At 70.9% G+C, this 15072-nt stretch carries 13 protein-coding genes and 1 riboswitch; of the genes, 3 read left to right on the plus strand and 10 right to left on the minus strand.

The window, feature by feature from the left end; all coding sequences use genetic code 11:
- Nucleotides 1-87 precede the first annotated feature (87 nt).
- The gene (locus ACZ6WH_RS17500; protein WP_469729310.1) at nt 88-528 is read left to right on the plus strand and encodes a GNAT family N-acetyltransferase; all 441 of its coding nucleotides are present in this window, start codon (nt 88-90) and stop codon (nt 526-528) included.
- A 47-nt stretch (nt 529-575) separates the two neighbouring features.
- Here the strand turns inward: ACZ6WH_RS17500 and def are convergent, their stop codons facing one another.
- Nucleotides 576-1256 (minus strand): peptide deformylase, encoded by a 681-nt coding sequence (gene def, locus ACZ6WH_RS17505; RefSeq protein ID WP_469729311.1) that lies wholly within the window; start codon nt 1254-1256, stop codon nt 576-578.
- Between the two features lie 85 nt (nt 1257-1341).
- On the opposite strand from def, the gene ACZ6WH_RS17510 reads away from it, so the two are divergent.
- The gene (locus ACZ6WH_RS17510) at nt 1342-2016 is read left to right on the plus strand and encodes an ArsR family transcriptional regulator (protein ID WP_469729312.1); all 675 of its coding nucleotides are present in this window, start codon (nt 1342-1344) and stop codon (nt 2014-2016) included.
- A gap of 46 nt (nt 2017-2062) precedes the next feature.
- Here ACZ6WH_RS17510 and ACZ6WH_RS17515 read toward each other — a convergent pair whose 3' ends face one another.
- From ACZ6WH_RS17515 to ACZ6WH_RS17555, 9 genes are all read right to left on the minus strand, one after another.
- Entirely contained in the window at nt 2063-2977 is a 915-nt protein-coding gene (locus tag ACZ6WH_RS17515) for a LysR family transcriptional regulator (RefSeq protein ID WP_469729313.1), read from the minus strand.
- Nucleotides 2974-4161, minus strand: coding sequence for a glycine C-acetyltransferase (locus ACZ6WH_RS17520; protein ID WP_469729314.1), 1188 nt, complete (start codon nt 4159-4161; stop codon nt 2974-2976). The genes ACZ6WH_RS17515 and ACZ6WH_RS17520 overlap by 4 nt, the downstream gene beginning before the upstream one ends.
- Nucleotides 4162-4234: 73 nt before the next feature.
- Entirely contained in the window at nt 4235-5263 is a 1029-nt protein-coding gene (gene tdh / locus ACZ6WH_RS17525) for an L-threonine 3-dehydrogenase (RefSeq protein ID WP_469729315.1), read from the minus strand.
- A 197-nt stretch (nt 5264-5460) separates the two neighbouring features.
- Nucleotides 5461-6639 (minus strand): hypothetical protein, encoded by a 1179-nt coding sequence (locus ACZ6WH_RS17530; protein WP_469729316.1) that lies wholly within the window; start codon nt 6637-6639, stop codon nt 5461-5463.
- 55 nt (nt 6640-6694) lie between these two features.
- A complete protein-coding gene (locus ACZ6WH_RS17535) occupies nt 6695-7267 on the minus strand; it encodes a DinB family protein (RefSeq protein WP_469729317.1) in 573 nt (190 codons plus the stop codon).
- A gap of 182 nt (nt 7268-7449) precedes the next feature.
- Nucleotides 7450-7803, minus strand: coding sequence for a hypothetical protein (locus ACZ6WH_RS17540; protein WP_469729318.1), 354 nt, complete (start codon nt 7801-7803; stop codon nt 7450-7452).
- Between the two features lie 178 nt (nt 7804-7981).
- Complete coding sequence (gene meaB, locus ACZ6WH_RS17545; RefSeq protein WP_469729319.1) at nt 7982-8968, minus strand: methylmalonyl Co-A mutase-associated GTPase MeaB; 987 nt, start codon at nt 8966-8968, stop codon at nt 7982-7984.
- A gap of 12 nt (nt 8969-8980) precedes the next feature.
- Nucleotides 8981-11161: a methylmalonyl-CoA mutase gene (gene scpA, locus ACZ6WH_RS17550; protein WP_432862994.1), complete on the minus strand. Its 2181-nt coding sequence runs from the start codon at nt 11159-11161 to the stop codon at nt 8981-8983.
- On the minus strand, nt 11161-12969 hold the full coding sequence (locus tag ACZ6WH_RS17555; RefSeq protein WP_469729320.1) for a methylmalonyl-CoA mutase family protein: 1809 nt from the start codon (nt 12967-12969) through the stop codon (nt 11161-11163). Before ACZ6WH_RS17555 ends, scpA begins: the two co-directional genes overlap by 1 nt.
- Nucleotides 12970-13142: 173 nt before the next feature.
- Nucleotides 13143-13316: riboswitch (cobalamin riboswitch) on the plus strand.
- A 228-nt stretch (nt 13317-13544) separates the two neighbouring features.
- On the opposite strand from ACZ6WH_RS17555, the gene ACZ6WH_RS17560 reads away from it, so the two are divergent.
- Nucleotides 13545-15068: a CoA-acylating methylmalonate-semialdehyde dehydrogenase gene (locus tag ACZ6WH_RS17560; protein WP_469729321.1), complete on the plus strand. Its 1524-nt coding sequence runs from the start codon at nt 13545-13547 to the stop codon at nt 15066-15068.
- The last annotated feature ends 4 nt before the right edge of the window (nt 15069-15072 follow it).

The raw sequence follows: 15072 nt of genomic DNA on the forward strand, positions 1-15072 counted from the left end.
GCCGGGAACCGGCCCCTGGCCGTCGTGCTCCCGCCGCCTTCCGTGGCCCGCCCGTCCTCTGCCCACGCCATGGTTCACACTGGCGGAATGACCAACGATGAGCCCGTCCTGCGAACCGGCGATTCCGACAAAGAGCTTGAGGAACTGCTCGGGGACCGACTGACTGAGTTCAACAACGCTGCGACAGGGGTGGATGAGGAGACGGACTTCAGCGTTCGGGTCACCGGCGCGGACGGCGCAACCATCGGCGGGCTCACCGGCTGGACCTGGGGCGACCTGGGCGGCATTGAACTGCTGTGGGTTCATGAGGACCACCGCCACGCCGGCTGGGGAACCCGGCTGCTCCAGGCAGCCGAGGCCGAGGCCCGTCGGCGTGGCTGCGCGCGAATGACCGTCTCCTCGTACTCCTTCCAGGCCCCGGACTTCTACGCGCGCCACGGCTATCGCGAGACCGGCCGCCTCCCCGGCGTCCCGGGCGGCCATGAGGACGTGTACTTCCTCAAGGAACTGTCCGACCAGACGGACTAGGCCGACTGGGCCGACTGGGCCGGACCGGACGGACATGCCGACCAGGCTCAGCCGTGCAGGGCATGGTTCAAGTCGGCGGCCTTGGTCGCACGTCGTGCGAAGACGTCCTCGCTGCGGTCCGTCATCTGGTGCAGTGCGTCTTTGCGGTCCCGCTTGGAGAGACGGTCCAGGTATGTGTGTCCGACGAGGTGGTCGGCCTCGTGCTGCAGGCACCGGGCGAAATAGCCCGTTCCTTCGATGACGAGTGGCTCGCCTTCCTTGTCGAAACCGCGGACAACAGCATGGTCGGTACGGGGAACCGTCATGGTGGCGCCCGGTACGGACAGGCAGCCCTCGGAGTCGTCGACAAGTCGCCGGCTGCCCGGATCGGGCAGTTCCAGAGCGGGGTTGATGATGTGGCCGACGTGCCGGACCCCGTGGTCGTCCGGGCAGTCGTACACGAAAAGCCGCAGCCCGAGGCCGACTTGGTTGGCGGCCAGCCCGGCGCCGTCGGCCACGTACATGGTCAGGAACATGTCGTCGATCAGGGCCGACAGTTCCGCGGTCCCGAACTCGGTCACCTCCCGGCAAGGACGGCTCAGCACCTCCTCGCCCACCACCGTGATCCTCCGAACCGACCCCCGCTCCGCCTCCGGGGGAAGCGCCGGAAAGGTGTCGACCGGCCGGCCCTGTACGCGGACTCGCCGGTCGGCGGCGGGAGGACGGGACCACTCGTGATGAACAGACATGCCTGTTTCTCCTCTTCTGGGTGCGTCGCGGATGCCGCAAGGGGCGGGCTTGCGAAGCGCTTTGCAAAGTAGCATTCTTTGCAAAGTGACTGAAGATGACGTCAACGCCCCGCGGGACCGGACAGGCGGCAGCACCGGCGAAGAATCGGGTGAGCGCGAAAAATCGGGTGAGCGGAAGGGGCTGCGTGGGTGCGAAGGGCCGCGTGCGCAGGCAGGGTTGCCCGAGCACGAGGTCCGTACGGCCCTGCTGGATCTGCTCGCCGAGGTCGGCACCGTCACGGCGACCGAGGCCGCGTCCCGGCTCGGCCACAGCTCCGGTCTCTGCTCGTTCCATCTGCGGCAACTCGCACGTCATGGGCGCATTGAAGAGGCCCCGCACAGTGGCGGCCGTGCCCGTCCGTGGCGTCTGCGGCAGCGCGTCGACGCTGCCGACGGGGCCGCACCTGGAGCTGAGCCGTTCGGCGACTTGGCCCGGGGGCTGGAGGACGAGAGCTGGCAGCGATGGCTGACTCAGCGCGAGGACGCGCCGCCGGAGTGGCGCCATGACGAAGCCTTCAGCGCCATCGCCTACCTGACGCCTGAGGAGATGAGCCGGGTCGCCGATACGATCCGGCGGGCGCTCGCGCCCTACCAAGACCGCGAGCAACGCCCCCTGGCCCGGCCCGACGACGCTCTGCCGGTGGCACTCATCACCCGGCTGTTCCCCCTGCTGCCGCACCCGGAAGACGGCGCGGACCACGCGAAGCGAGACCAGGAGTGACGAGACCGGGAGTGACGAGACCGGGCTCCGCCCCGACCGCCTGGGCTCAGCAGGTGGAGAGGCCGTCCGCCGCGCCGGCCAAGGCTTCCAGTACGGGGCGGAACAGTGGGTGTGCCTCGGCGCCCCGGCGTACCGCGGCGAAGACGCGGCGGGTGGCTGCGGGGCCGGTCACCGGGCGTGAGACGGCGCCCTTCAGCTCGATACCGCGCAGTGCGGAACGGGGTACGAGCGCCACGCCGGCCCCCGCGCCCACCAGCGCCGCCACCGCCCGGAAGTCGTCCGAGGAGTGTGTCAGCGCGAGCGGGAACCCGGCGAGCTCGCAGGCGAGCAGCATCACCTCGTGGCAGGGGTTGCCGGGGTAGGGCCCGATCCACTCGTCGTCGGCGAGCGCCGAGAGCGGCACGTCCGGGTGCTGGGCGAGCGGGTGCGAGGCGGGGAGTACGGCGTCGAAGGGCTCGGCGTAGAGCGCTACGCGCGACAGGCGCTGGTCGTCCTCGCGGGGCGCGCCGCGGTATTCGACCGCCAGTGCGAGGTCGGCCTCGCCGTCGAGCAGCATGGGCAGGGCTTCATCGCCCTCGGCGTCCCGTACCCGCAGCCGGATGCCGGGGTGGTCGGTGCGGAGCCGGGCGATGGCCGGGGCCAGCACCTCGGCGATGCCGGTGGCGAAGGCCGCCACCGTCACCTCCCCGGCCGTACCGCCCGCGTAGGCGGCCAGCTCCGATTCGGCCTGTTCGAGCTGGTTGAGGACGGCGTTGGCGTGGGTGAGCAGGATTTCCCCGGCCGCCGTCAGCCGCACCCCCTTGCCGCTGCGGGTGAGCAGCGTGTGGCCGCTCTCCTGCTCCAGCGCTGCGAGCTGCTGGGAGACGGCCGAGGGGGTGAGGTAGAGGGCCGCGGCCGTGGCGGTCACCGTACGGTGGTCCGCCGCGGCCCGGAGGATTCTCAGTCTGCGCGGGTCGATCACCGGTCCATCGTCGCCCAGGCGTCGGCGAACGCCGCCACCGCCCGCTCGATGTCTTCGGTCGAGTGCGCGGCCGAGAGCTGGACCCGGATACGCGCCTGGTCCATCGGGACGACGGGGTACGAGAAGCCGATGACGTACACGCCGCGCTCCAGCAGCAGCTCGGCCAAGCGGGCCGCCCGGCCCGCGTCGCCGATCATGACGGGCGCGATGGGGTGGTCGCCGGGCAGGATCTCGAAGCCCGCCTCGGTCATCCTCGTACGGAAGAGCTGGGTGTTCGCGGCCAGCTTCTCGCGCAGGTCACCCGCCGATTCCAGCAGGTCCAGGACCTTCAGCGAGGCGGCGGCGATGACCGGGGCGAGGGAGTTGGAGAACAGGTACGGCCGCGAGCGCTGACGCAGCAGGGCGACGATCTCGGCGCGCGCGGCGACGTAACCGCCGGAGGCGCCGCCGAGTGCCTTGCCGAGGGTGCCGGTGATGATGTCCACCCGGTCGGTGACTCCGTGCAGGGCCGGGGTGCCGGCGCCGCCGGGGCCGGTGAAGCCGACGGCGTGGGAGTCGTCGACCATGACCATGGCGTCGTAGCGGTCGGCCAGGTCGCAGATCTCCTGCAGCGGGGCGACGTAGCCGTCCATGGAGAACACACCGTCGGTGACGATGAGACGGCGGCGGGCGTCCGACGCCTCCTTCAGCCTGGCCTCCAGCTCCGCCATGTCGCGGTTGGCGTAGCGGTAGCGGCGCGCCTTGGAGAGCCGGATGCCGTCGATGATGGAGGCGTGGTTGAGGGCGTCGGAGATGACGGCGTCCTCGGCGCCCAGCAGGGTCTCGAAGACGCCGCCGTTCGCGTCGAAGCAGGAGGAGTAGAGGATCGTGTCCTCCTGCCCGAGGAACGCCGAGAGCCGGGCCTCCAGCTCCTTGTGCACGTCCTGAGTGCCGCAGATGAAGCGTACGGAGGCCATGCCGTAGCCCCAGCGGTCCAGCGCGTCCTTGGCGGCGGCGACCACCTCGGGGTGGTCGGCCAGGCCGAGGTAGTTGTTGGCGCAGAAGTTCAGCACGTCGCCGGTGGACCCGGTGACGGCGACGGAGGCCGACTGCGGGGTGCCGATGACACGTTCGGGCTTTTCCAGGCCCGCGGCACGGATGTCGTCGAGGGTGGCGCGCAGGTCGTCACGGACGGACGCGTACATGAGGGGTTCTCCTTGGCGAGGCGAGGCGAGGCGGCGAGGGGAGGGGAGGCGGGGGTGGCTGTTCGGGTGCGGCTCAGGCGGTCCAGTCGAGGATGATCTTTCCGCTGCGCGCGGTGGCGGCCTCGTCGAAGGCGGCCTCGAAGTCCTGGTAGGCGTAGGAGCCGGTGATCACGGGGGTGAGGTCGAGACCGCCTTCGAGCAGTACGGTCATGGCGTACCAGGTCTCGTACATCTCGCGGCCGTAGATGCCCTTGACGGTGATCATCGAGGTGACGATCTTCGACCAGTCGACGGGGAACTCCTCGGCGGGCAGACCCAGCATCGCGATGCGGCCACCGTGCGTCATGTTGGCGACCATCTCCCGCAGCGCCTCGGGGCGGCCGGACATCTCCAGGCCGATGTCGAAGCCCTCCCGCAGCCCGAGCCGTCGCTGGGCCTCGGAGAGGTCGGTCCTGCCGACGTTGAGGGCGAGGGTCGCGCCCACCTTGCGGGCCAGCTCCAGGCGTGGCTCGCTGACGTCGGTGATCACGACGTTGCGGGCGCCGGCGTGCCGGGCGACGGCGGCGGCCATGATGCCGATCGGGCCCGCGCCGGTGATCAGTACGTCCTCGCCGACCAGCGGGAAGGACAGCGCGGTGTGCACGGCGTTGCCGAACGGGTCGAAGATGGCGGCGACATCGAGATCGACCTTCGTGCGATGCACCCACACGTTGGACGCGGGCAGCGCGACGTACTCGGCGAACGCGCCGTCACGCCCCACCCCGAGGCCGAGGGTCGACCGGCACAGGTGACGGCGCCCGGCCAGACAGTTGCGGCACCTGCCGCAGACCAGATGACCCTCGCCGCTGACCAGATCTCCGATGGCGATGTCGGTGACGTCCGCGCCCACGGCCGCCACCTCGCCCACGAACTCGTGACCGACCACCAGGGGCGTCGACACGGCCTGCTGGGCCCAGCCGTCCCAGGAACGGATGTGCAGATCCGTACCGCAGATGCCGGTACGCAGCACCTTGATCAGTACGTCACCGGGACCGGTCTCGGGCTCGGGTACGTCCGTGAGCCACAGGCCGGGTTCGGCGTGTTGTTTGACGAGTGCCTTCATGGCACGACTCCAGGCATCGAGGAGGGCGGGAGATACGGCTGATCAGCGGCGGCACTCAATCTGCCGCCTGGTGCGACCGACGTCCATCGAGAATTTCTGAAGCCGCCCAACAGATCACCTTCAGGCGCCTGCGAGCCTTGCGGTACGGGGCCCGGCCTGGAGCGCCTGAGCCGCTTGGCCGGAGCGAGCGGGGGACGTCAGCCCCGCGGCGCGGAGAGAGGCTCCCAGACCGGATCCTCATCGCAGTCGGTGTCGCCGTCGCCGTCGGCATTGCCGCTGCCGCTGCCGCTGCCGTTTCCGTCGCCGTCCCCATCCCCATCGCCATCGTCAACGTCATAGGGGTCACGCAGCACCCAGTCGGTCGAGGCACCGTCGCGGTCGACCGCTGTGGAGTCGGTGAGCCAGTACGTCGTATCCGGGCCCCCACCCGCGAGCACGGTGGCACTGGGCTCTCCGGTGTCGCCGGGCAGCCTCAGATCCAGCGCCCGCCCCGCCGTGGCCAGATACCCCAGCACCGTGAGGTGCACCGCGTCGAAGTCGTCGGCGACCGCCGCCCAGTCGGGGATGTACCACTCGGCCGCACGGCCCGTGGTCCGCCACCAGTCGTGCCGTCGGGAGCGGGGCACCGGAAGGGGGTACCTCTCGACCAGCTCCGTCCACGACTGCGGCCCGGTGACCTCGTAGATCCGGCTGTCGTCCGAGGTGCGTACGGGCCACACCCGCGCCCGCGTCCAGCCGGCCCCGTCCTCGACCGCCATGAGCTGTACGGCGCCCAGCCGGGGCAGCGCACGCGAGGACACGGTGATCCCGGCATCCGAAGGAAGCGACCACCAGCAGCCGCTGTAGGCGGCCGTCGGGTCCTCGGGAAGCGACTGCGCCCGCCGCTCGTCCTCGACCGCCGCCGCCTTCCACTTTCGCAGCGCCTGGCCCGTGCCACGGGTGGGCGGCGGGCGGTCCTTGTCGCGGCCCTGTTCCATCCACTGCACGTATGCCTGGTCATGCAGTGCGACGGCCTCCGACCACCAGTCGGTCCACGGTGCACCACCGATCGCCCGCGCGAGCGGTCGCAGCGCCTCGGCGATGCCCGGGTCCGCGAGCAGACGGTCCTCCTCGTCCGGCTCCTGCCAGTACATCGCCGTGGCCGTGCTGTCGCCCAACGCGCTCATCAGCCCGGACGCGCCCGCCTCCGCGACCGTCCCGGCCGGGTCCAGCTCGCCCGACAGCCGGGTCAGCTCGCCGCGCTTCGCCTGGTCGGCAGGGTCATGAGCCGCGTGGAAGAGGGCCTCCCGGACAGCGCCGTGCCGCTGTGCGAGTGCCATGCACAGCCGACGGCCCCGCGGTCCGAGCAGCAACGCGTCAGTGTGGGAGTCGGACATCCCCGCAGCCTAGGCATTCGCCGGCAGCATCGCCTGCCGATTACCGCCCCGGTCGTCATCCCATGCTCTTGGCGCCGTCCAGCGTCTCGCGGATGATGTCGGCGTGGCCCGCGTGCTGAGCGGTCTCGGCGATGATGTGCATCAGCACCCGGCGGGCCGACCACTGCGCACCGGGCTCGAACCACGGGGCCTTCGGGAGCGGCCAGGCCACGCTCAAGTCGGGCAGGGTGACCACCAGATCGTCGGTGCGGCGAGCCACTTCCGCGTACTCGTCCAGTACGCCGGCCAGCGTTTCACCGGGCAGCAATCGGAACCCCTCGTCGCGACGGGCCCAGTCGGACTCGGTCATCGCCGTGAAGTCCGGCATTGCCGATGGACCCTTGAGGATGAAGTCCGCCCAGTTCCGCTCGACTTCGGTGACGTGCTTGATCAGGCCGCCCAGACACAACGCACTGGCGGTGGTCCGCAGCCCGGCCTGCTCGTCGGTGAGGTCACGGGTCGTGAACCGCAGGAAATGCCGCTGCTTGGCCAGTGCCTCAAGCCACTCGGCGCGCTCACCGGTGACGGATGCTTCCTCGTCCAGCTCGTGGGCGTGGGCGTTGGCGTTGGGTTCATTACCGGTCGTCATGTCGCTGCCTCTCTCGCTTCCTTGTTTCCTGCTGCGTCGGCCAGGGCCACACTAGAAACCGTTGCGGTCAGCTTCCGTCCTGAACGAGCGAAGCCGACAAGCGAACCGACGAGCGACGCGTCCCGATCGAGGTCCGCGTGCAGTGAGACCAACCGGCCCTGTCGCGCCCGGGCTGTGTGTGTTCACCCCGGGACGCGGGCGCCGATCGTCAGCTCTGCCTCGTCACCGGCCGGGGTGAGTTTCCGGACCAGCCAGCTGCGTCCGTCGATGCGCGTGCCTGCGCCGGTGGTGTAGGCCGGAACGACGAGTACGGGCCCTGCCCGGTCATCGGTCCGGTCATCGATACGCAGCTCCGCGTCGACGGCCACCGCGTCGGAGAAACGCAGGTCCACGTCGAGGGGCCAGGGGCGGGCGGTGAATGCCTGCGGGTCGGGAAGTCCCTGCAGGCGACAGCGGGCGCCCGGAAACAGATGCGTGTGACCGCACGAGGCCGGGAAGGTCTCGGCTTCGGCCGGCTCGGCGGCGGGCTGGGACATGGACGGACTCCGGGATACGCGGCAATGGGCGACCCTTCTCAGTCTGTCGTGCCGCCCGGCCAAGCAGCGGCAAGCCATGCTACGACTGCCCCCACCGTCATCCGTTCGGAGCCGGGGACAGGAGAACCGGCCTGAACACCATGCAGGTCCGGGCCTCGGTGACCACCCCTCAGCCCCCTCAGCCCTCCCTCCCCCCAAACGCCCCCAGGATTCGTTCAGCCGCCAGTGTGGCCGTCAGTTCGCCGTTTCGGACTTGTTGTTCCAAGTCGGGGGCGAGGGTTTGTACGGCGGGGTGGGTGTGGAGGCGGGTGAGGAGTTCGTCGCGGACCATCGTCCAGGTCCAGTCGATCTGCTGGTCGCGGCGTCTGGCGGTCAATCGGCCGGTGGAGTCCAGGAGCGTGCGGTGTTGTTGCAGGCGGTCCCAGACGGTGTCGAGGCCGGTCGATTCGCGTGCGCTGCAACTGAGCACGGGGGGTGTCCAGGCAGCGTCCTTCCCGTGCATGAGTCTGAGCGCGCCCGCCAGTTCCCGCGCGGCGGCGCGGGCGTCGCGTTCGTGGGGGCCGTCCGCCTTGTTGACGGCGATGACGTCGGCCAGCTCCAGGACGCCCTTCTTGATGCCCTGGAGCTGGTCGCCGGTGCGGGCGAGGGTGAGGAGGAGGAAGGAGTCGACCATGTTGGCGACGGCCGTTTCGGACTGGCCGACGCCGACCGTTTCGACCAGTACGACGTCGTAACCGGCCGCTTCCATCACCACGATGGATTCGCGTGTCGCCTTGGCGACGCCGCCGAGCGTGCCGGCGGTGGGGGAGGGGCGGACGTAGGCCGCCGGGTCGACGGCCAGGCGCTCCATCCGGGTCTTGTCGCCGAGGATCGAGCCGCCGGTGCGGCTGGAGGACGGGTCGACGGCGAGTACGGCCACCCGGTGCCCCAGGCCGGTCAGCATCGTGCCGAAGGCGTCGATGAACGTCGACTTGCCGACGCCCGGTACGCCACTGATGCCGATCCGCCGGGCCTGCCCGCTGTGCGGCAGCAGTTCGGTCAGCAACTCCTGTGCCAGGGCGCGGTGTTGGGGGCGGGTGGACTCGACCAGGGTGATGGCGCGGGCGACGATCGCCCGCTTGCCGTCGAGGACGCCCTTGACGTACGTGTCGAGATCGATGGCCATGGACTCACCGGCTCACAGGTCGCCGTGGCCGAGGGCGGCCGCGAGCCGCGTCACCAGGTCGTACGCCGCGTCGGGAATCACCGTGCCGGGCGGGAACACCGCCGCGGCTCCCATCTCCAGCAGCGTCGACACGTCCTGCGGCGGGATCACCCCGCCGACGACGATCATGATGTCGTCGCGGCCCTCCTCGGCGAGCGCTTCGCGAAGCGCGGGGACGAGCGTGAGGTGGCCGGCGGCCAGGGAGGACACCCCGACGATGTGCACGTCCGCCTCGACGGCCTGGCGGGCCACCTCGGCCGGGGTCTGGAACAGCGGGCCGACATCCACGTCGAAGCCGAGGTCGGCGAAGGCCGTGGCGATGACCTTCTGGCCGCGGTCGTGGCCGTCCTGGCCCATCTTGGCCACCAGGATGCGCGGCCGGCGGCCCTCGTCGTCGGCGAAGGTGTCCACCAGGGCCCGGGTGCGCTCCACGTTCGGGGACTCGCCTGCTTCGTTGCGGTACACACCGGAGATCGTACGGATCTGGCCCGCGTGCCGCCCGTACACCTTCTCCAGGGCGTCACTGATCTCGCCGACGGTCGCCTTCGCGCGGGCCGCGTTCACCGCCAGCTCCAGCAGGTTGCCCTCGCCGCCGGCCGCCCGGGTGAGCGCGTCCAGCGCGTCCTGGCAGGCCCGCTCGTCGCGCTCCGCGCGCAGCCGCCGCAGCTTCTCGATCTGCTGGGTGCGGACGGAGGAGTTGTCGACCTTCAGGACCTCGATCTGCTCGTCGGCCTCGACGCGGTACTTGTTCACACCGATCACCGGCTGGCGGCCGGAGTCGATGCGGGCCTGGGTGCGGGCCGCGGCCTCCTCGACGCGCAGCTTGGGGATGCCCGCGTCGATGGCCTGTGCCATGCCGCCCGCCTGCTCGACCTCCTGGATGTGCTGCCAGGCGCGGCGGGCGAGGTCGTACGTCAGCTTCTCGACGTACGCGCTGCCGCCCCACGGGTCGATCACGCGGGTCGTACCGGACTCCTGCTGGATCAGCAGCTGGGTGTTGCGGGCGATGCGCGCCGAGAAGTCGGTGGGCAGCGCGAGCGCCTCGTCGAGCGCGTTGGTGTGCAGCGACTGCGTGTGGCCCTGTGTGGCGGCCATGGCCTCCACACAGGTGCGCGTGACGTTGTTGAAGACGTCCTGGGCGGTGAGCGACCAGCCTGAGGTCTGGGAGTGGGTGCGGAGGGAGAGGGACTTGGTGTTCTTCGGGTCGAACTGCTTGACCAGCTTGGCCCAGAGCAGGCGGGCCGCGCGCAGCTTGGCGATCTCCATGAAGAAGTTCATGCCGATCGCCCAGAAGAAGGAGAGCCGGGGTGCGAAGGCGTCCACGTCCAGGCCCGCGTCCCGGCCGGCCCGGATGTACTCCACGCCGTCGGCGAGGGTGTAGGCCAGTTCCAGGTCGGCCGTCGCGCCGGCCTCCTGGATGTGGTAGCCGGAGATGGAGATGGAGTTGTAGCGGGGCATCCGCTGCGAGGTGTACGCGAAGATGTCGGAGATGATCCGCATCGAGGGCTTGGGCGGATAGATGTAGGTGTTGCGGACCATGAACTCCTTGAGGATGTCGTTCTGAATGGTCCCCGCCAGCTTCTCCGGCGGTACGCCCTGCTCCTCGGCGGCGACGATGTACAGCGCGAGGACCGGCAGCACCGCGCCGTTCATCGTCATCGACACCGTCATCCTGTCGAGCGGGATGCCGTCGAAGAGCTGGCGCATGTCGTAGATGGAGTCGATGGCCACGCCCGCCATGCCGACGTCACCGGTCACCCGCGGGTGGTCGCTGTCGTACCCGCGGTGCGTGGGCAGGTCGAAGGCGACCGACAGGCCCTTCTGACCTGCCGCCAGGTTCCGCCGGTAGAAGGCGTTGGACTCCTCGGCCGTGGAGAAGCCCGCGTACTGGCGGATGGTCCAGGGCTGGTTGACGTACATCGTCGGGTACGGGCCGCGCAGGTACGGGGCGGTGCCCGGGAAGGTGGCCAGGAAGTCCAGGCCCTCCAGGTCCTGCCCGGTGTAGAGCGGCTTCACCGGGATGCCTTCCGGCGTTTCCCAGAGCCGGTCGTCGCCGTCGGCGGCCTTCTTGAAGGCCGCGCGCCACTCGTCGGTGGCCGCGCTCCCGGTGGCGGGTGTCCCCAGCTCGATCGCGGAGAAGTCGGGGATGGACATCAGGACACTCCCATGCGGTCGAGCGTGGCGGAGAGCACGGCAACGGCGTCGCCGCCGGCGGACACGTAGGTGTCGACACCCGCGTACGTGCCGGGGCGGCCCGCGAGGAACACGTGGTGCGCGCCCGCTTCCCGGAGCGTCCGTGCGGTGGCTTCGGCCTGCTCCTCGTAGAGCGTGTCGCTGGAGCACAGGCACACTTCCCGGGCTCCGCTCTCCTCGAAGGTGCCTTCGGTGACGGGCTCGATGCCGCCCGCCTGGAAGAGGTTGGCGGCGAAGGTCAGCCGGGCGGTGTGGGCGGCGGCCGGGCCGAGCGCGGCGAGGAAGACGCGGGGCCGCGTGCCGGTGGCGGCGAGGTGGGCGTCGGAGCGTGCCCGCAGCGCCTCGTACGCCTCGTCCCGCCGTACCCGGGGCAGGCCCCCGGCGGGCGGCTCGGGCGCGGGTTCGCGGACGACCGGCTTCTCCGCCAGGTGCGGGAACTCGCTGACTCCGGTGAGGGGTTCGCGTCGCGCGGCGAGCTTGGCGGAGCGCTGCGACCAGGTCTCGGCCAGCCGTTCGCCGACCATGCCGGAGCGCAGCGCCGCCGCCTGCCCGCCGGACCGCTCGATCTCCTGGAAGAAGTCCCAGGCCGCGTGCGCGAGTTCGTCCGTGAGCCGTTCCACGTACCAGGAGCCGCCCGCCGGGTCGATCACCCTGGCGAGGTGCGACTCCTCGATGAGGATGGTGGAGGTGTTGCGGGCGATACGGCGCGCGAACGCGTCCGGCAGCCCGAGCGCGTGGTCGAAGGGCAGTACGGTCACGGCGTCGGCGCCCGCCACTCCGGCGGCGAGGGTGGCGACCGTGGCGCGCAGCATGTTCACCCACGGGTCGCGACGCGTCATCATCACCGGCGAGGTCACCACGTGCTGGAGCTGCGCGCCCGCCTGCGGCGCCCCGCAGGCCTCGGCCACCCGGGCCCACAGCCGGCGCGCCGCGCGCAGCTTGGCGACGGTCAGGAACTGGTCGGCGGTCGCGGCGTACCGGAACTCCAGCTGCGCGCAGGCCTCTTCCGTGCTCAGCCCGGCGTCGGTCAGCTCGCGCAGGTACGCGACGCCCGTCGCCAGGGAGCAGCCCAGTTCCTGCGCCGCCGATCCGCCTGCCTCGTGGTACGGCAGGGCGTCGACGGTCAGCGCCCGTAGCCCGGGGTACCGCGCGGCACACGATCGGGCCAGTTCGGTCACCGGGGCGATGTCGTACGAGCGTCCGGTGCGGGCCTCGTGGCCCAGCGGGTCACCGCCCAGGTTGCCCCGCGCGGCGTCGGCGGCGACGCCACGGTTCTCGTACAGCCGCAGCAGCTCCCGCGCGGCCGGTGCGACCTCGTCGCCCGCGTCCAGGACGACGGGCGCCAGGTCGAGGTACACGCCGTCGAGGACGCGGCCCAACGAGGCAACGGGAATGCCGGACCCGCCGACGGTCAGCCACAGGGAGGTGACGCCGTTCTCCAGGTCGGTCAGGACGGCTTCGCCCTCCGCGGCCGTGTGGCGCTGGCGTACGTCCCAGCCGCCGGCCGTGTTGCCCTCGGCCCGGCCGCCGCGTACGAAGGGTGCGAAGCCGGGCAGGCCGGGGTCGGGCGCGTGGTCGCGCGCGGTGTAGAGGGGGCGGGTGCGAAGCCCGTCCTCCAGCGCGGTGGACAGGGCGTACTCCGCCTCGGCGCCAGAGACTTCCTTGCCCGACTTGCGCAGCACACCCGCTACCAGGTGCTGCCACTGCTCATGTGTCGCGTCAGGGAACTCGGCCGCCAGGGAAAGCCCGTCGTCAGGCAGGACCGTCATGCTCGGATGTTAGGCCACGTTAACAATGGAGCGGCAGAGGGCAGGGCTGTGACCTTGTTCTCTTCCGCCGGGTGGCATGAACCGCCGCCCTGCCGGGGTAGGGGACCGGGCCCTCGTCGAGAAGCGGCGGACGGGCCGGCGGGGGTGGAATTACCAGGACGTCCAACTATATAGTCGCCGCCAAGGCCCGCGGTGCAGGGAAGCCGGTGCGATTCCGGCGCGGTCCCGCCACTGTGACCGGGGAGTACGCCGTCGAGCAGCACGCCACTGACGAGAGAGACGTCGGGAAGGCGGGCGGCGCGCGCTGATCCGGGAGTCAGGATACCGGCCGCGGGATGTTCCGTGTTGTCCACGAGGATGGAGCTGACACGCATGGCATCGGTGCGCGTTCACGATCCCGGCGGTCCCACCCGGCCCACCGTGATTCACCGAGGAGCCCCACCGCACACGGCCGCCACGGCCTGACGGCCCCTCCGCCATACGCGATCTCGCGCAGCCCCGCCCGCGTACGCCACCGCGTCCGCGTGCGACGGCACCGCGCGCCATCCCGGATCACCTGACGAGAGCAGGCACCCATGATCCGCGCAACCGACCGCGCCTCCGTGCGCGAGCTGACCCACTACGTCGGCGGCAAGCACATCCCGGGAACCTCGGGGTCCTACGGCGACGTGCACGACCCCAACACCGGCGAGGTCCAGGCCCGCGTGCCCCTCGCGAGCAGGGCCGAGACCGAAGCGGCGATCACCGATGCCGCGCGGGCACAGCGGGAGTGGGGCGGCTGGAACCCCCAGCGCCGCGCCCGCGTCCTCATGCGGTTCCTCCAGCTCGTCGAGCAGGAGAAGGACGCGCTGGCCCGGCTGCTGTCCTCCGAACACGGCAAGACGGTCGCCGACGCCCACGGTGACATTCAACGGGGACTGGAGGTGGTGGAGTTCGCGGCAGGCATTCCCCACCTGATGAAGGGCGAGTTCACCGACAACGCCGGCACCGGCATCGACGTCCACTCGCTGCGCGCACCCCTCGGGGTGGTCGCCGGCATCACCCCGTTCAACTTCCCGGCGATGATTCCGCTCTGGAAGGCCGCACCGGCCCTGGCCTGCGGCAACGCCTTCATCCTCAAGCCTTCCGAGCGGGATCCGTCCGTCCCGCTGCGCCTCGCCGAACTCTTCCTGGAGGCCGGCCTGCCACCCGGCGTGCTCAACGTCGTCAACGGCGGCCGGGAAGCCGTCGACACCCTCCTCGAAGACCCCCGCGTCGCCGCCCTCGGCTTCGTCGGCTCCACACCCGTCGCCGCGCACGTCTATGCCACCGCCGCCGCCCACGGCAAGCGCGCCCAGTGCTTCGGCGGCGCCAAGAACCACATGGTCGTGATGCCGGACGCCGACCTCGACCAGGCCGTGGACGCGCTGATCGGCGCCGGATACGGCTCCGCCGGTGAGCGCTGCATGGCCATCTCCGTGGCCGTCCCCGTGGGGGAGGAGACCGCCGACGCGTTGGTCGCCCGCCTGAGGGAACGCATCGCCGGGCTCCGCATCGGCCGCAGCGACGACCCCGACTCCGACTTCGGACCGCTCGTCGGCAGGGACGCCGTCGACCGGGTCCGTTCGTACGTCGACCTCGGTGTCGAGGAAGGCGCCGAACTGGTCGTCGACGGAAGGGACTTCACCCTGCCCGGACACGAGAACGGCTTCTTCGCCGGGGCCTCCCTGTTCGACCGGGTCACCCCCGCGATGCGCATCCACCAGGAGGAGATCTTTGGTCCCGTCCTGACCGTCGTACGCGCCGCCGACTACGAAGAGGCCCTGCGCCTGCCCAGCGAGCACGAGTACGGCAACGGCGTGGCCGTCTTCACCCGCGACGGCGACACCGCCCGCGACTTCGCCAGGCGCGTCGACACCGGCATGGTCGGCGTCAACGTCCCCATCCCGGTGCCCGTCGCGTACCACACCTTCGGCGGCTGGAAGCGGTCCGGCTTCGGCGACCTCAACCAGCACGGCCCCGACGCCATCCGCTTCTACACCCGTACCAAGACGGTCACCTCGCGCTGGCCCGCCGGCCTCCGCGAAGGCGCCAGCTTCACGATCCCGACGATGGGCTGACCCG

The organism is Streptomyces sp. NPDC050806 (assembly GCF_055586425.1).